Here is a 17,202-nt window from a genome sequence, read left to right as displayed (position 1 = left end):
GCATTTCAGGTTCGTTAGGAAGTAATCGTTTGGTTTAATCCTTACCCAATTTAATATACTGTAGAGCAATACTTTGACTATCTACGGCTTTAAGAATAGCAAGGTCTTCAAGCGATGGAGGCGATGCCAGACATTCCAGAGCCTTTTGTGCCAACAATGCAGGTTGGCGAACGGGAACCAAATATTTAGCTAAATGTCCGGTAAGGATTTCATTCGGGCCGTGAGGGCAGTCAGTGCTTACGACGGGGGTGCCACAGGCCAATGACTCAATGACTACCGTTGGCAAGCCTTCAAAATCTGAGCTCAGTAGCATTAATTCTGCGTTGGCAATCCAAGCATAGGGATTATGTTGAAAACCGGGTGTGATAATTCGGTGCTCAACACCGTATTTTTTGGCTAATTTACGCGCTTTATTTGGTCGATTACAGAGAAGCACGAGTTTAGGTGCTGTCGGCATATCCCTCAATGCTTTGAAGAGAATGTCATGGCGCTTTTGACGAGTGACTCTACCCACATGGATCATATAAGGCTCATTTGGAATTTCGGCGATAACTTCTTGAGTCTTAATTTTTATTTCTTCTAAGCGAAAAGGGTTGTAGATGGTTTGCACGCTCTGGGGTTTTAACCAAGAAGTGGCTCTGAGTTCGTCGGCAATACCATTTGAGACTGTGATGATTTTTTTGCCGATCAGGGCCTTGGCTTTTTTCCATCTGCGCCAGAAGTGTACTGGACCGCGTTTTAACTCCATCAATAACTCTTGTTTTAACGCACAATGACAGAAGTAGTAGCAAGGATCGAAATGACAGCCGGAAACAACAACATCGCAGTCAGTTGAATTACTTAGAAAGAGTGAAAACTTGCCCGTTTTTTCGGCGGCGCTCACTTTAGCTTTGAGTTGTTGTATCTGCTCCTGTAGCGAAGGTTTTTGACCCGCTTCAAACAGATAATGAATGGTCACATTTTGCGGAGGTATAAAATCGCCTTCCTTGTGAAACACAAACAAATGCACATCTTGTCCTGCTTCCTGTAACACTTCTGCCTGCGACAAAGCGACTTTCACTGTGCCGTTGGAGAAAAAGTTATGGCAAAAAATCGCGATTTTCTTCATATATGCTCTTCTGCGTGTCTTCAAACGTCGTTTTTAAACCTAACACTGCTCAGTGTATATCGTTAAATAGGGGAGCAACATTGTATGTGGTCGGTTTTAATTTCGTGCAACATTATACCTGTTCGTGCCTTTACATGGGCTTAATCAATAGCGTTCTTGCTTATTTTTAAGCTTTTTATCGGTATTTAAAGCCGTTTTTGCTGCGATTATTCACTCGCTTGGCTAAAACGAGTAGACTGGCGAGCAATGATTTTTGGCATCCATGTGAGTTGAGTCAGCAAAGTGCATACTAGAGCAATTTACCCTGGAACTTTCGATCCTATCACCAATGGACATGCCGACTTGATTGAGCGTGCGGCTAAACTGTTTAAACATGTGGTGATTGGCATTGCGGCTAATCCTTCCAAGCAGCCTAGATTCACCCTTGAAGAGCGAGTTGAATTGGTCAATCGGGTAACTGCTCATTTGGATAATGTCGAGGTGGTGGGGTTTTCGGGGTTGCTAGTGGATTTTGCCAAGGAGCAAAAGGCCAGTGTACTTGTGCGTGGGTTACGCGCGGTATCCGACTTTGAATATGAATTCCAATTAGCAAATATGAATCGCAGATTGAGCCCTGATCTGGAAAGCGTATTTTTAACGCCTGCCGAGGAAAACTCATTTATCTCTTCAACCTTAGTAAAGGAAGTCGCTTTGCATGGTGGCAATGTGAGCCAGTTTGTTCACCCTGAAGTAACGGCTGCATTGGCGGCAAAGCTTAAGTTGGTTAAACCTTAGATTTTACCTGCGAACTAGATAGTTTTTACGTAGGAGTTTTGTGTTAACTTTGAGGCATTGTTGCCTTGTGATGATACTTAAAAGGATGTTATGAAGGCTTTTTTTTCCCCCACGATCCTTGCTACTAGCATTGCCTCTGGCCTGTTTTTTTCTTCAATGCTTGCTGCTGCACCTTGGGTCGATGCCTCTGATATTTATCTTAGAGCTGACATTCAAGCACTTGCTGATGCGGGTGTGATCACTGTGCCTGTGAATACCTACCCCTTAATGTGGGCTGGTATTGGTGCTGATCTAGCGAAGGTTGAGCCAGAAAAACTGAGCCCAAGTTTAGTTCAGTCTTTCGCAAGGGTTAATTTTTACTATAGTAGCGCAATTGGAAATCGTGGAAATACCAGCGTTAAAGTAACCGCCGGTACAGATGCCGCACGGTTTCAGCATTTTGGTTCAGACTACCGTGAGCAAGGTGAATTAAATATTTCCCATGAATACGTTGGAGAACGTTTTGCCTTTAAAGCTTCTGGAAGCGCCAATTATGATGCTACTGAAGACCAATTTCGTTTAGATAACTCTTATGTATCAATGATTATTGATAACTGGATTATTACGGCAGGGACTCTTGAGCAGTGGTGGGGACCAGGGTTTGACTCTTCGTTGCATAAGTCGAATAACGCGAGGCCAATGCCTTCAGTGATGCTAAGTCGTAATAATGCTGCAGCGTTTGAAACGCCGTGGTTCTCTTGGATCGGTCCTTGGACCTTAACCGCCGGCTTTAGTCTATTTGAAGACAATCGTGCTGTTGCCAATGCAGCATTATGGAATTTTAGATCGAGTATTAGGCCAATAAAATCGGTTGAAATGGGCGTTTCTTGGACAACACAGTTCTGTGGTGAAGGACAGGATTGCGGTGTTAAAAGCTTTTTTAAAGCGATAACTGGTGGCACTGAATGTGCGGATGGAAGTGCAACATGCGATCCGGCCTCCAATACTAAAATTGGTAATCAATTAGCTGGGTTTGATATCCGATATGCGGATACTTGGTTTAAGGTGCCTGTCGGGCTTTATCTTGAACGAACCTGTGAAGATTCTAGTGGATCTAATCCATGGGATTTAGCTGATTGCGCGTACTTATTTGGCGCTGATACGCGTTTTGAATTTACAGATCAACAATATAAGTTATTTTTTGAATATACCGATACTGTGGTTGCATGCGGTCTTGATCCTAATGAATTTAATTGTTTTTATGAGCATTCAACTTACTTGAGTGGTTCTCGATATTATAATCGAGCCCTAGGCTCAACTTATGATAGTGACGCTAAAGTATATGTCGCAGGTCTTGTGGGTCAGTTTAGTAACAGCCGTGGTTTTACTTCTTTATTGCGTTACGCCCAGCTGAATAATGATGGTTCAAATGTGGGCAATATTTGGGCGCCGCAACCACCGAAGGAAGATTTGTTGATGTTTGAGTTTTCATACCGCATGCCACTGTGGCAAGGTATGTTAAATGTGGGGGGAACTGTATCGAGATCGGAATTTGATGCTCAAGAAAATGATACCAATGCCACGCTCTTTAGCCGTTTTGAGTATCGCTTCTAATATTCATTATTAAAGCAAAGGCCTGTATTCTTGCAGGCCTTTTTGTTTGGCTTTTTGGGCGAAAAATTATTTGTTATAGAACTGGCGATACCAGTCCACAAATTGCGTGACTTCGTATAGTTAATGGCGCGAAGGAGATTGCTTGAGTCTGCCCATGTTGAATGGATATCCCCCAACGGTATTTGCAGTAAGTACTTCTTAACGTTAATGTCTAAGGCATCTTTTGATCTAACCCATACACAGACGAATATGGGGTATACACTAGATGCTCAATCTTATGCTGACTACATCGTGAGATGCCCGACTAATATACTATCAGTATAGGCTAAACTGTCGAGTGAGTAATTCCTCTTCGCTTAAGTACCAGATGAATAATATGTTGGAATACATGCTGTAAAAAAGCATAGCAATACCTTCTCTATAGGCGAGATCGAGTTTAATAAAATGGAAATTATCTAAATGTTTGTAATGGATTTAAACGAGCATATTTGAGATTGCCTTCCTAATAATCATTGAGATTATCAATGACTATTAGGAGATGGCCGAGCAAAGGTGCTCCCGACTTTGGCTACAATTAAACCTACTGTACTTGTAACTAAGTATTTCATGTAAAACTTGGATTATCAGATTAATTAAAGCTTACTAATCATGGTGAAATAGATCGCGGGTATAAACTTTATCTGCAACGTCATTGAGTTCATCGATCATACGGTTTGATACGATCACATCACACAGAGATTTAAACTCATTTAAGTCTCTAATAACTCGAGATCTGAAAAAAAAATCTTCTTTTAGTACAGGCTCATATACGACAACTTCTATACCTTTTGCTTTAATGCGCTTCATCACGCCTTGCACGGCTGATGCACGGAAATTGTCTGAGTCTGACTTCATTATCAAACGATGAATCCCAACACATTTGGGTTGCTTACGGATAATAGCATCGGCGATAAAGTCTTTTCGTGTGGTGTTAGAATCAACAATGGCACTGATTAAGTTGTTTGGCACATCATTATAATTTGCCAGTAATTGCTTCGTGTCTTTCGGAAGGCAATAGCCGCCATAGCCAAAAGAAGGATTGTTGTAATAATCACCAATACGTGGATCTAGGCTAACGCCTTCAATAATCTGTCGAGTATTTAATCCTCGACTCTCTGCATAGGTATCGAGCTCGTTAAAGTAGGCGACCCGCATGGCGAGAAATGTATTAGCAAATAACTTAATCGCTTCGGCTTCAGTGCTATCTGTCAGCAAAATAGGAATATCTTGCTTGATGGCAGCATCAGCTAAGAGTTCGGCAAAAACTTTGGCTCGGTGTGAGCGTTCTCCTACAATAATCCTCGAGGGATAAAGGTTGTCATATAAGGCTTTCCCCTCACGTAAAAACTCAGGGGAAAACAGTATGTTGTCGTTATTGAACTTTTGCCTTAAAGCCGCTGTATAACCAACTGGGACAGTTGATTTTATTATGATAGTTGTATCTGGATTGGCGGCAAGTACATCACTAATGACGTTTTCTACAGAATGGGTATTAAAATAATTTGTTTGGGGATCATAGTCTGTTGGGGTCGCAATAACCACAAAGTCAGCCGATTGAAAGGCTGTTTTTTCTGTTGTGGCGGTTAAATTAAGCGGCTTATTTTGTAGAAAATCTTCGATTAATTCATCTACAACTGTCGATTTACGTTCATTAACTAGTTTGACGCGTTCAGGAACTAAATCAATTGCAGTAACTTGGTTTTGCTGCGCCAATAGGACGGCATTTGATAGGCCCACATAGCCCATTCCAACAACAACAATATTCATAATATGGCTCGGATGTCATATATATACGCCTAGATAACATAACATAAATTCATCGAAAAAGACTTAATTCTGTGAAAACAACGGTTCAAAAACCAAGTGTTATTTATTCTCTTGTAATTAGCTTACAATTCAAAGTTAGCATTCTATTTAAGTTATAATCTCCGTTTATCCCAATTTTTATTTTGCAATAATTATGTGATACCGTATTTGTGATCATTAAGTTGTGATGCGTCGAATTGATTTCTATTGCAACCCCCGTTAAAGATGAAATATTGACCGATAAAAGAGATATGTCAAACCTTTGAAGAATTAACTGAGTTTGAAATCCTTGTTGTCGATGATAGCTGCCAAGATGATGCCTTTGGTGAACTCATACTCACCGCTGTTGAAAAAACAATATAATGCTAAGGCGATTCGCCATGAGTACAGCACTGGGCAAAGTACTATCATTTCGACGGGTGTTTTTGCATGCCCGTAAACAGTTTTTCTTTGTTAAAATGTGGACTTTTCTGTCTTAGGCAGGGGGGATTAGCATATAGGGTACTCTTTGCTTGATGAAATACGCACTCCAAGCATACAGGGAGGTGATTTGTGAGTGCCGAGTTAAAGCTGTTTAAAGAGCGATTTATTTTGTTCTCGTCTATGATTGTGGCGCGCTTTAGTTCTTTGGCTCTAGTTGAAAAGTATGAACACCATGCAGCAGAAAAATAAACTGGGGTTAACTATAAGTGCTGAGCTAAGTTGTTTCGATATCAAAGGCGACATGAGCATGGCGATTGCCCATCGTGATGAGTGGATTTTGTTATCGGCCACTGAGCTAAAGCCGCACTGCGAAAAGCCTGAACGCGAATATCGTTGCTTTACCGATCATCTGGGGCGTTGGTTAAAATCGTAACCAATATAAAGAATAAAATGCCTGTAATTGCAGGCATTTTTGCGAATGTTAGTTAGTGGCACTTAGCGTGTTTGGCAAATGCCACAAAATACTGTGGTGCGTTGGCCTAAACGGATTTCACTCAGCAAGTTACCGCAGCTTGTGCAGGTTTCACCGCCGCGACCGTAGACATGCAGTTTTTGGGCGAAGTAGCCCGGCTTGCCATCGGCATTGGTGAAGTCTTTCAGCGTGGTTCCACCCTGTTTAATGGCATGGGCTAAGATTTGCTTCACTTCGGCAACTAAAACGGTCAAACGCTCTATATCTATTTTACCTGCTTCGGCCTCTGGATGAATGCCCGCCGCAAACAGGGCTTCATTGGCGTAAATGTTGCCCACTCCCACTACGATATGATTATCCATCAGACAGAGTTTGATCGCTTTTTTCTTGCCCGTTAAAGCTGCTGCTAATTGTTTGACATTAAAAGCATTAGTCAGTGGCTCTGGCCCCAGTTTGGCAAGTAATGGATGCGCTTCTTCTGGGAGTTCACACCATAGCCAAGCACCGAATCGTCTTGGATCGTTAAAACGTAAAATGCGGCCGTTGGCGAGCACTAAGTCGATATGGTCATGCTTTTCCACTGGGGTATCGTGGGGCAAAATCCGTAAACTCCCCGACATGCCTAAATGCACTATGCTAGTGCCCGCATCAGTGTCGATTAACAGATACTTAGCACGGCGTCGCACTTGGCGTATAACTTGACCGATAATCTGTTTGGCGATGTCAGGCACAGGCCAGCGCAAAGAGCCATTGCGGATCACAAGATCTATTACGGTTTGCTCGACAAGGTAGGGGGCAATACCCTGACGGGTGACTTCAACTTCTGGTAATTCCGGCATGGATTCTTTCTTATCTTAAGTAAAATTGGGTGACATTAAGTTGCGGGTTTCGCATCGAGGATCGGTTGCAGTTTAGCTCTTAAACTCGGTGGTACTAAATACCAATTACCTGCGGGAGACTTTAAGGCGCCTTCATTGGGAAAATAGATCCACAGTTGAGCATCGCGGATATCTGCAATCTGGATGACTAATTCTTGTGGATTATCTGTGGTTTCTGGCGCGGCGGTTAAGGGGGATACCCGTATGGTTTGCCACGCCTTTGCCCATTCATCACAGTTGAGGACTTTAGTGTCGCACTCCCATTGTGATGCTTGCTTGTGCAGCCATAACCCGTCGAGTTGCAGCTGTGAAAGCGGTGCATTATCGTCAAACAGTCGCTGAGCATCACTCGGAACATTATTGGTATTGTTATCCATAAAAGTCAGCACGGCGACCATAAAGGCGCAGGCGACTATGATGATGTTATTCCATTGCTTACGAGTTAATGCCATAGAAATGTGTAACGCTAAGTATGGGGTGATGCTTCGAGTTTATCACGGCCAAATTGAGATGCTAGCCCTTAAGCGATGGAGTGGTGATGCTTAACCGCCAGTGGCGTTCATAAAGCGTAGGATTTGTACCTCATTATTGCCAAAGTCGTGTTGCTTAGGCTTGAGATTAATTCCCGCGAGAATAGCGACTTTTAATCTTTCAATATCAGCCGGAAATTCCCGGACTATGCTTTTGAGATCAACGGCATGTTCATTGCCTAAACACAGCAATAATTGGCCTTCGACTGTGACGCGCACGCGATTACATTCGTGGCAGAAGTTGTGGCTGTGGGGCGAGATAAAGCCGATATGGATTGGGCTGTCAGCCATAGTGTAATAACGTGCTGGGCCGCCGGTACGTTTGTTGGAAAGCTGTAGCGGATAGTGACTATTGATGATGGCTTTTACTTCATCGCTGCTGCAATGACGGGCGCGTTTCCGCTCATCCATTTCGCCAAGTGGCATTTCTTCGATAAAGGCGATGTCTAAGTTACGGCCACGGCAGAAATCAACTAAATCAATAACTTCATTATCGTTCTGCTGTTTTAAAATCACCGCATTAATCTTGATACGTTCAAATCCCGCCGCAATAGCCGCATCAATACCATCTATGACTCTGTCTAATTTGCCGTTACGCGTTAGCTGAGTAAACAGTGTGGGGTTTAAGGTATCTAGGCTGATATTGAGGCGCTTTAATCCTGCATCAAACATGGGTTTAGCGAATTTTGTCAGCCTTGAACCATTAGTGGTCATGGATAAATCCGTCAGCCCAGGCAGTTTGCCAAGCAGACCCACTAGCTGGTCGCAATCGGTGCGAACTAAGGGCTCACCGCCGGTCAGGCGAATTTTAGTCACACCAAGCTCGGTAAAGGCTTGGGCAATCCAAGCTAATTCTTCGAGGTGGAGTACGTGGTCCTTTGGCAGAAAACAGGGATCTTCCGTCATGCAATAAACACAGCGAAAGTCGCAGCGGTCGGTGACCGAGAGCCGTAAATATTCGACCTTACGGCCAAAGGAATCCACAATTAGACTCATAAAAACTCACTGGATCCTAAAGCAGATCCGCAAAGGGTTGAATAAATACAGTTTCACCTGCATTCACGGCTTCTGCATCATCCCCTATGATGATGAGGCAATTCCCTTTAACCATTGAACTTAACATCCCAGAACCTTGGTTGCCCGTGCTACTCACGTGCAGACGTCCATCTTTACCAAGCTGATAAATCCCGCGAATAAATTCGGTGCGGCCTTGACGGCTTCGTAGAGTTTCATCACTTATTGCAGGGAATAGCTGCGCTTGCCAGTTCACTTCACCTGCTAATTTTCGTAAAGCGGGCTGTACAAATTGCAGGAAGGACACCATGACTGCGACTGGGTTGCCAGGTAGCCCGAAGAATAAGCTGTCATTCACTTTACCAAAGGCGAGTGGCCGACCCGGACGCATGCTAATCCGCCAGAAATCAATTTTTCCGAGGCGTGCAAGCACGGTTTTGATGTAGTCCGCATCGCCGACAGACACACCACCAGAGCTAATGACGACATCGGCAAGGTTGGCGGCTTTAGCGAGAGTTGCTTCAAGGGCTGCTTCAGAATCTTCGATAATGCCTAAATCGATAACGTCACAACCGAGACGTTTTGCCATCGCTTTGATGGTAAAGCGGTTTGAGTCATAAATGCAGTTAGCTTTGAGTACTTCGCCGGGCTGGCTCACTTCATCGCCGGTAGAGAATACTGCAACAGTTGGGCGGCGATATACACTCAGGTGATTGAGTCCAAGTGAGGCCAGTAAACCTTGTTCGGCGGCGCTTAGGCGAGTGGCTTTTGCGAGTGCGACTTGGCCTTGAGCAATATCTTCTCCAGCGAGGCGAACGTGTTGGCCAGAAAGAATGCGGCCTTCAAAGCTAACAATGCCATCGACTTCCTTGGCAAGCTCTCGGGGCTGCACTGTATCGGCACCCGCGGGCACTGTTGCGCCCGTCATGATACGCACGGTTTCGCCGACTTTAAGCGTGCCCGAATATTGATGACCGGCAAGAACCTCTCCCACCAATTTTAAGGTGGTAGGCATTGGGTCTTGATAGACAAAGGCGTAGCCATCCATCGCCGAATTAGTTTGTTGTGGCACGTCGACGGGAGAAATGCTGTCGCTGGCCAGTACGCGGTTATCTAAGGCATCTAACTCAATGTCTTCAATCTCTGCCACAGGTGATACATGGGATAAAATCTGCGCTAAACCTTGGCTGACGCTGAGGTTTTTGTTGTCGCCTATGGCGCAGGCATCCACGGCCGAAATGGGGTATTGGAGTGGCGCTTCCCAGTTTTGGGCGTACTCCATCACAAAATCGGCAATCTGGCTGATATTGTTGAGATCGAGTCGGCGCAGCTCACTCGGGAGTGCGTCGTTTGGCAACTGAGTATCATCGCAACAGGCGATGGCGAGGATATTCTCATCTTGGGTGTAGATAAAAGGTTTGCCGTGGGCGGCGCGGTGCAATTCAATTTTAGGTAATGCGAGCTTTTTAAAGCCTTCGACGAGGACGATATCGACTTTGTCGGCTTCGATTTGCGTGAGTAAATGGACTAACTCAGGATCGCCATCGCGCGCATCTTCCGTCATCAGCGCCCAGCGTACATGGGAGGCGACCAGCATTTGTCGCGCGCCCGCTTTGCGCATTTCGTAACTGTCTTTGCCGGGAATATCTACGTCGAAATTATGGTGGGCATGTTTGATTACGGCTAAGCGCAGGCCACGTTGATTTAATTCGGGGATCAATTGCTTGAGTAAGGTGGTTTTCCCCGTGCCACTGTAGGCACAAAATCCGAGAACGGGAATAGCGAGCGGATTGACGAAGGGGTTACTCATTTGCACCTCTAATTTGGGTTATTGGAGCCTTTTTAGCTATTGGGTGATTTCTATCGCTAGTCGTTGTTTTTGTTCTGGCGTATTCACATTCACAAAAGCATTGGGCTGGTCGGCGAATGACGCTACGACGAAGTGATGTTTGATATACCAAAAGTCCACTTTACGCTCACCCGCCTCAAGAAACGCTTTCATCGAGTCGCGTAAGCTAGGTTTTAAGAGTAAAACAACGGGTTGTTCATACTCACCGTCACTGGCGACAGCAATCTCGGCTTTTTCTGCTTCAATTGCTGCCAACATACGCGGAACAAGGTCGAGTGGCAGGAGTGGGCAGTCGCAGGGCACTACTAATAAGTAGTCTGCATCTGTTTGGCCCATAGCGGTGATCATACCCGCTAAAGGTCCGAGGAAACCACTATGCTCGTCACTTATCACCTTAAAACCGAACTCAGCATAACGTGTTTGGTTACGATTTGCGTTGATCAGGATCTCCTTAACCTGAGGTTTTATTCTATCTATTGTGTGCTTAATCATGGCTTCGCCGTTTAATTCGACGAGACCTTTATCGTCGCCACCCATGCGACGGGCCATACCACCGGCGAGAATAACGGCATCAATTTGCGATGACATACAAAGGCTCCTGTGCTGGCAAAGATTCAGGCTGTTGATAAGAGGTCATCACGCGCTCACCTTCTATGTGCCACTGTTGTTCGCAGATGGCGGTTAGCGCGCAATTCTGATGGCTACTCAGTAACATTCCTGTGCCTTCGTGTTTGAGTTGTTGGATCATTTTTAATACTAGCTCTTGGGAATCCTTGTCCATATTGGAGGTGGGTTCATCGAGCATTAATAGTTTAGGTTGTAGGATCCAAGCGCGCGCAATCGCGAGGCGCTGTCTTTCGCCGCCAGAGAGATTACTGGCCCTTGCCTGCAGCAGCGACCCTAGCTGCGCCATCTCAATTGCTTGAGTAATCCGCTGTTTCGCCTTGGCTTTTGTTTCTGAGCTGAAATTCAGCCCATAGGTAAGATTATATTCCACTGTGCCGTCGAACAAATAAGGATGTTGGTGCAGATAAACGGCCTTACCTAACAATGGATTGCGTCGCCACCAAGCATTTTTGGCAAAACCGACAGCCTCAATATGGCCTTTGGTTGGTGGCATTAAGCCCGCCAGAATTTTCATCAAGGTTGATTTGCCTGTGCCATTGTCGCCTTGCAGATAAATCACATCTCCTTGGCAGAGCGATAATACGTCGGCTTTGAATAACAGGCGCGCGCCAAAGGACATTTCTACGTCACGGGCGATCAGTTTGACCTTAGTCATTGCTTAATGGCTCCTTGGCATGGCTTTGCCACGTAAACTACCTAAGGCAAAGTTGAGGATCAAGGCCAAGATTAGCAGCACTAGCCCGAGGGCGATAGCTTGGGCGAAGTCACCTTTGCTAGTTTCAAGTGCGATTGCGGTAGGAATATTACGGGTTACGTTTAAAATATTGCCGCCGACCATCATAGAGCAGCCGACTTCGGTCAGAATGCGGCTAAAGGCCGCGACAATCGCCAGCAGTAAGGGCATGCGCAGTTCTCGGCATACTGTCCACACGGCACGGCACCAAGAGGCACCTAAGGTGCGTGAGGTTTCCCAAGCTCTGCGATCAACGCTAGTGAATGCGGCTTGGCTCATTGCAATTAGTACGGGGGCACAGATGAACATTTGCCCAAGAATCATGCCTTCTTGGGTAAATAACCATTTTAGATCGCCCAGAGGACCGTTGCGCGTTAGCAGTAAATATACGAGTAGACCGATAACCACTGTAGGGATTGATTGCAGAGTTTGAACTAAGTTAGTGACTATCCATTTGCCGCGAAATGGCGCAAACGCCAATACAAAGCCGAGCACCATGGAAGGAACAAGCGTGATCAGCAGTGCCGCGAAAGAAACCGAAAACGAGATCGAAATGATGGACCAAACGTCAGGGTCTAAAGAAAACAGCAGGCTTAACGCCTGCTGTAATAGTGCTAGCCAGCCGTCGTTCATTCGCTATAAGTTGCCTTGAACAATTGCTCGCCTTCGACTTTGAAGTTGTTGATCATGCTTTGACCTTCTTTGCTGATCAACCAGTCGCTGAATGCTTTAGCGCCTTTGTGGTTCAGATCTGGGTATTTAGCAGGGTTGATGAGAATAACTTGGTATGGGTTGGCTAAGGTTTTACCACCATCGAAATCAACGGCAAGATCGAGCTTAGTTTTATAAGCCACGAAAGTACCACGGTCAGACAGAGTGTAACCTTGCATTTCGTTTGCCATCAGCAGGGTTTTACCCATGCCTTGACCGACTGAAGTATAACCTTTGAAGTTAGGAGTAACATTTGCCGCTTTCCATACTTCTAACTCTTTGATGTGAGTGCCTGAGTTGTCACCACGAGAGATAAAAGGTACGCCTGATTTTGCCATTTTAACGAAGGCTTCTTCGGCCGTTTTGCTGTCACGGATTTTGGCTGGGTCGTTTTTAGGGCCAAGTACTACGAAATCATTTTCCATAATGCCGCGGGGCTCAACACCAAAACCATCGGCGACGAATTTAGCTTCGGCGCTAGGCGCGTGAGTCATGACTAAATCCACGTCACCTTGCTCACCTAGTTTCAGGGCTTTACCTGTACCAGTGGCGATGACTTGAACCTTGTAGCCTGATGCACTTTCGAACTTAGGTAACAGTTCTTTCAATAGGCCTGAGTTTTCTGTGCTGGTGGTGGTGGCTAACTTGATAATTTCAGTTGAGTGAGCGGGTAAAACAGTGAACATACTGGCTGCAACAACCAGTCCCAGTAATGACTTCATATGAGATTTCATGTTTAGCATGGGTACTCCTTGGCGGAAAATAGGATTCCAACTCAAATGCCTACTGAGTGGAAGGTCTCGTAAATTGTAATACGTTCGGTTGAAAGCAAGTTAGATGCCAAGCTGAGAATGCGGTCATTTTCTTCACAGCTTAACCTAATTTGTGAGCTTGATCGCAAGCTTAACAAATACTCTACAGACAAATTGTCTCAGGACAAACTTCTGATGGTTCATAGTGACCTATTCATCTATTTTCAGTGCTAGAATTGGTCGCAAATGAGTCAAAATGTCCAGAAGCAGACAATATGAGCCAGATAGATAATAACCTCAAGCCTCTTCCATCGGCAGTATCGGTACTGATTGTTGATGATGAACCCGGAATGCGGAGTTTTTTAAATAAGGCACTTTCGAAGAAATTTGCCTTAGTTGAAACGGCGGGCAGTATCGAAGATGCGGAGCAGCTGCGTAGCCGTTGCCATTTCGATTTGCTTATCGTCGACATTCGTCTGCCTGGTCGTTCGGGTATCGAATGGCATGAAGCGTTGGATGAGCAGGGGCGTCGTTCGGACATCATTTTTATGACCGGCTATGCTGACATGGAAGTCGCGATTACCGCGCTACGCGCGGGTGCGTCTGACTTCATCATGAAACCTTTCCATCTCGAACAGATGATGACTGCGGTCGATCGCTGTATCGAACGTCGTCTGCTTAAACGTGAAAATTTGATGCTGCGTCGTGAGGTTTCAATCGGTTATTCATCGACCATTATTGGCAGCAGTGAAGCCATGAAGTCGGTGAAACATATCATTGAACGTGTGGCGCCGACCAATGCCGTCGTCTTAATCCAAGGTGAGTCGGGCACGGGTAAGGAATTAGTCGCACGGCAATTGCATTTGCTTAGTGGACGTCAGGGACCTTTTGTCCCAGTTAACTGTGGCTCTATCGCCCCTGAACTGCTCGAAAGTGAATTGTTTGGCCATACCGCCGGTGCCTTTACGGGTGCGAAAGGCAATCGTGAAGGTTTATTCAGTTTTGCTTCTGGCGGGACGATTTTTCTCGATGAAATTGGCGAAATGCCACTGAAAATGCAAACGGCTTTACTCCGAGTATTAGAGCAAAAAGCGATTCGTCCTGTGGGCAGCGAGAAAGAAGTTAACATCGATGTGCGAGTGATCGCGGCCACTAACCGTACTCTGATTGATGAAGTGGATGCAGGGAATTTCCGTCGAGATTTATATTATCGGCTGAATGTGCTCGATATTTTAATCCCGCCATTACGTGATAGACCCGAAGATGTCGTGGAGTTAACCCATCATTTCACTCGCCAACTTGCCGCTGAATTAGGGGTAAGAGAAGTCGTGTGGAGCCATGAAGATATGGTGAAACTACAGCAACACGAGTGGCCTGGTAACATTCGTGAACTGCGCAACATGATTGAGCGTTGTATTTTGCTGGGTAAACCGCCAGCGGAATATTGGAAGCAACAGCTGAAGAGTGAGTCTTTATCCACATCGGGTTATCCATTGGATTGGCCATTGAAAGACGTAGAAAAACACCATGTGACCAGTGTTGTGAACTTACATTCTGGCAATAAGTCTGCCGCGGCGAGGGATTTAGGCGTTTCGCGTAAGACCTTAGATCGCAAGTATAAAGAGTGGTTTGATTTTAGTGGCGAACAGGAGTCATAGGGTGTCATTCTTCACTCACTTTTTTGGTGTCAGTTGGCAGCAAATGCAGGCCAAGGTGCGCTATCGCATATTAATCCTGACGTTACTGCCCATTCTACTGACACTGGTGAGTTTAGTGTTTATCACTATTTACTGGAACATCAGTTATACAGGTAAGCAGCTGTTTATGAAGGTTAAAGCTGACTTATCTGTTGCCGAAAACACCTTGCAGCAAGTGCAAGTACGCCAAGAAAAACAACTTGAACGTGTGGTGACGTCTTGGACTTTTCAAAATGACTTTAGGCCACTTTTCAGTGGTAAAGAATTAAGTGGCGAAGTCAGCTACCGAGCCAGTATTGATGCTTTTCTTCTTGAACAGAAAAAACAGCTAAATCTCGATTATTTGCGTTTAGTTAGTGTTGCCGAAGCGGCCGCAGACCCCGATTTACGACAAATCCTTCCTAAGTTAGACGGTTTATTACCTTACTCCGGCTTGATGGTGCTGCCGCCCGAGCGTTTAGCACGTATCGATCCCGAATTGGCTATCACTGCGAGCATTCCGATAGTTGCAACCTTGCGGGCGCAGAGCCCCGTTAAAACCGTTGAAGAACGTGGTTTATTGAGCCGTAGCCTATTGCCCGTCCCTGATATGGGAGGCAAAGTGGCTTGGTATCTCGATGGTGGGATCTTGTTTAATCGCGATACTCGAATTGTCGACCACATTCGTGATCTGGTATATGACAAAGGCACCTTGCCCGAGCGTTCTATCGGCACTGTGACCATCTTCTTAGATAACATCCGTATTTCCACCAACGTGCCGCTGCATTTTTATCCTACAGGTAATGAGACGCTGGGCCGCGCGCTTGGCAGTTTAGTGTCGGAGGAGGTGAAAGACAAAGTGTTAACTCAAGGCGAGCAGTGGGTCGATCGCGCTTTCGTATTTAACGATTGGTTTATCTCCGCTTATGCCCCCTTGGAAGATGTTCGCGGCCAACGTGTCGGTATGATCTATACCGGCTTTTCTGAATCGCCATTTATCCATAATTATTTACTCAATATCATAGAGCTAGGCACGATTCTAATGTTAGTGCTGTTGGTCTCTGGCCTGCTGGTTTATCGCGGTGCTTATAGTTTATTGCAGCCCATTGAACGTATTCACCATGTTGTACAAGCAGTGCAGTCGGGGCGCAATATTCGTATCGGCGCCTTAGGATTAGATAGGGATAATGAGTTATCGAACCTAGCCGAGCAATTTGACAGTATGCTTGACTTGCTACAGCGTCGAAATGCCCAAATTCAAGCGGCGGCAGAACAGCTTGAAATGAAGGTTGAAGAACGTACCCGCAGCTTGCAGGACAAAACCTTAGAGTTGCAACGTAACGTGGCGTTACTGAACGAAACGCGTCAACAGCTCGTCACTAACGAGAAGCTCACGGCTCTTGGCGAATTGACCGCTGGTATCGCCCATGAAATCAATAATCCGACGGCTGTAATTCTTGGCAATATGGAATTACTGCGCTACGAGCTTGGCGACAATGCAGAAGTAGTGAAAGAAGAAATTGATCTAGTCATTCAACAGGTTGGGCGGATCAGCACTATCATCCGTAGCCTGTTGCAATACAGCCGACCTGGCGAATTCAACGCACCACTAGAAATGCATCCGATGACTCCTATTATCGAAGAAATGTTGGTGTTGGTGCGACATTCGATTCAAAAACAAGAAGTCGTGCTGATCACTGAGTTAAACGCCAGTTGTCCAGTACAGGTTAATCGTCCGCAGTTGCTGCAAGTCTTGATTAATCTTGTAGTGAATGCGGCGCATGCGATGGACGGTAAAGGACGTATTTGGGTGCGAACCTATGACTGGGTGCAGCAAGATATGCCGATTGGCGTCAAAATAGAAGTGGAAGATGAAGGCTCAGGGATAGCGCCAGAGCAGCTTGGACGGATTTTCGACCCTTTTTATACCACACGTAAGGATGGCACTGGTTTAGGTCTTTCGCTCAGTTACGGCATTATCAAGCGGATTGGTGGCACGATAGAAGTGAGTTCAACTTTGGGTAAAGGGTCTTTATTTACCATAGGTTTGTATCATGAAGCGAAGGAAGATCAGCAAAATAATCCCTACGATGGCTTACACTTTGCGGGCAACTACAGCGATATGTCTGCAGATTAGTCTTATCCCGTTAAATAGACATTGTGTTGTATTTGGCTGATTAGGTTTGAATTAAAATATGTCGAGCGATTGCTAGCTTT

General features: G+C 45.4%; 15 protein-coding genes and 1 pseudogene. 6 read left to right on the top strand and 10 right to left on the bottom strand.

Annotation, left to right across the window (positions count from 1 at the left end):
- Nucleotides 1-34: 34 nt before the first annotated feature.
- Complete coding sequence (locus L5M71_RS15340) at nucleotides 35-1,108, bottom strand: glycosyltransferase (RefSeq protein ID WP_263176817.1); 1,074 nt, start codon at nucleotides 1,106-1,108, stop codon at nucleotides 35-37.
- Between the two features lie 282 nt (nucleotides 1,109-1,390).
- Here L5M71_RS15340 and coaD point away from each other — a divergent pair, with 282 nt between their 5' ends.
- Together coaD and L5M71_RS15330 are read left to right on the top strand one after the other, a co-directional pair.
- Entirely contained in the window at nucleotides 1,391-1,882 is a 492-nt protein-coding gene (coaD, locus tag L5M71_RS15335) for a pantetheine-phosphate adenylyltransferase (protein WP_263208556.1), read from the top strand.
- 90 nt (nucleotides 1,883-1,972) lie between these two features.
- The gene (locus tag L5M71_RS15330) at nucleotides 1,973-3,475 is read left to right on the top strand and encodes a capsule assembly Wzi family protein (RefSeq protein WP_263208553.1); all 1,503 of its coding nucleotides are present in this window, start codon (nucleotides 1,973-1,975) and stop codon (nucleotides 3,473-3,475) included.
- Between the two features lie 642 nt (nucleotides 3,476-4,117).
- On the opposite strand, the gene L5M71_RS15325 is transcribed toward L5M71_RS15330, so the two are convergent.
- Nucleotides 4,118-5,281: a nucleotide sugar dehydrogenase gene (locus tag L5M71_RS15325; protein WP_263208551.1), complete on the bottom strand. Its 1,164-nt coding sequence runs from the start codon at nucleotides 5,279-5,281 to the stop codon at nucleotides 4,118-4,120.
- 236 nt (nucleotides 5,282-5,517) lie between these two features.
- On the opposite strand from L5M71_RS15325, the pseudogene L5M71_RS15320 reads away from it, so the two are divergent.
- Together L5M71_RS15320 and L5M71_RS15315 are read left to right on the top strand one after the other, a co-directional pair.
- Nucleotides 5,518-5,744 (top strand): annotated as a pseudogene (locus L5M71_RS15320) (dolichol-phosphate mannosyltransferase); the annotation flags it as partial.
- Nucleotides 5,745-5,975: 231 nt separating this feature from the next.
- Nucleotides 5,976-6,176: a hypothetical protein gene (locus tag L5M71_RS15315; RefSeq protein WP_263208549.1), complete on the top strand. Its 201-nt coding sequence runs from the start codon at nucleotides 5,976-5,978 to the stop codon at nucleotides 6,174-6,176.
- Nucleotides 6,177-6,238: 62 nt separating this feature from the next.
- Here the strand turns inward: L5M71_RS15315 and mutM are convergent, their stop codons facing one another.
- The 8 genes from mutM to L5M71_RS15275 all read right to left on the bottom strand — a co-directional run bounded on the left by mutM (nucleotide 6,239) and on the right by L5M71_RS15275 (nucleotide 13,300).
- On the bottom strand, nucleotides 6,239-7,054 hold the full coding sequence (mutM, locus tag L5M71_RS15310; protein WP_011787487.1) for a bifunctional DNA-formamidopyrimidine glycosylase/DNA-(apurinic or apyrimidinic site) lyase: 816 nt from the start codon (nucleotides 7,052-7,054) through the stop codon (nucleotides 6,239-6,241).
- A gap of 35 nt (nucleotides 7,055-7,089) precedes the next feature.
- On the bottom strand, nucleotides 7,090-7,545 hold the full coding sequence (locus L5M71_RS15305; RefSeq protein ID WP_011787488.1) for a hypothetical protein: 456 nt from the start codon (nucleotides 7,543-7,545) through the stop codon (nucleotides 7,090-7,092).
- 90 nt (nucleotides 7,546-7,635) lie between these two features.
- The gene (gene moaA / locus L5M71_RS15300) at nucleotides 7,636-8,619 is read right to left on the bottom strand and encodes a GTP 3',8-cyclase MoaA (RefSeq protein WP_011787489.1); all 984 of its coding nucleotides are present in this window, start codon (nucleotides 8,617-8,619) and stop codon (nucleotides 7,636-7,638) included.
- A 16-nt stretch (nucleotides 8,620-8,635) separates the two neighbouring features.
- Entirely contained in the window at nucleotides 8,636-10,447 is a 1,812-nt protein-coding gene (locus L5M71_RS15295; protein ID WP_263208547.1) for a bifunctional molybdopterin-guanine dinucleotide biosynthesis adaptor protein MobB/molybdopterin molybdotransferase MoeA, read from the bottom strand.
- 36 nt (nucleotides 10,448-10,483) lie between these two features.
- On the bottom strand, nucleotides 10,484-11,074 hold the full coding sequence (gene mobA, locus L5M71_RS15290) for a molybdenum cofactor guanylyltransferase MobA (protein WP_113940167.1): 591 nt from the start codon (nucleotides 11,072-11,074) through the stop codon (nucleotides 10,484-10,486).
- Nucleotides 11,058-11,768 (bottom strand): ATP-binding cassette domain-containing protein, encoded by a 711-nt coding sequence (locus tag L5M71_RS15285; RefSeq protein ID WP_113940168.1) that lies wholly within the window; start codon nucleotides 11,766-11,768, stop codon nucleotides 11,058-11,060. The genes mobA and L5M71_RS15285 overlap by 17 nt, the downstream gene beginning before the upstream one ends.
- A gap of 3 nt (nucleotides 11,769-11,771) precedes the next feature.
- Nucleotides 11,772-12,479: an ABC transporter permease gene (locus L5M71_RS15280; RefSeq protein WP_105250740.1), complete on the bottom strand. Its 708-nt coding sequence runs from the start codon at nucleotides 12,477-12,479 to the stop codon at nucleotides 11,772-11,774.
- Complete coding sequence (locus L5M71_RS15275) at nucleotides 12,476-13,300, bottom strand: substrate-binding domain-containing protein (RefSeq protein ID WP_219254433.1); 825 nt, start codon at nucleotides 13,298-13,300, stop codon at nucleotides 12,476-12,478. The genes L5M71_RS15280 and L5M71_RS15275 overlap by 4 nt, the downstream gene beginning before the upstream one ends.
- Nucleotides 13,301-13,584: 284 nt before the next feature.
- Between L5M71_RS15275 and L5M71_RS15270 the strand changes: the two genes are divergently transcribed.
- Nucleotides 13,585-14,967: a sigma-54-dependent transcriptional regulator gene (locus tag L5M71_RS15270; RefSeq protein WP_263208544.1), complete on the top strand. Its 1,383-nt coding sequence runs from the start codon at nucleotides 13,585-13,587 to the stop codon at nucleotides 14,965-14,967.
- Between the two features lies 1 nt (nucleotide 14,968).
- Nucleotides 14,969-17,122: a cache domain-containing protein gene (locus L5M71_RS15265; RefSeq protein ID WP_263208542.1), complete on the top strand. Its 2,154-nt coding sequence runs from the start codon at nucleotides 14,969-14,971 to the stop codon at nucleotides 17,120-17,122.
- Nucleotides 17,123-17,202: the final 80 nt, after the last annotated feature.

It is taken from the genome of Shewanella sp. SW1 (assembly GCF_025653545.1).
Lineage (GTDB): Bacteria > Pseudomonadota > Gammaproteobacteria > Enterobacterales > Shewanellaceae > Shewanella > Shewanella oncorhynchi.
The sequence above is the reverse complement of the archived record's forward strand: the minus strand, read 5'-3'. Positions and strand labels throughout refer to the sequence as shown.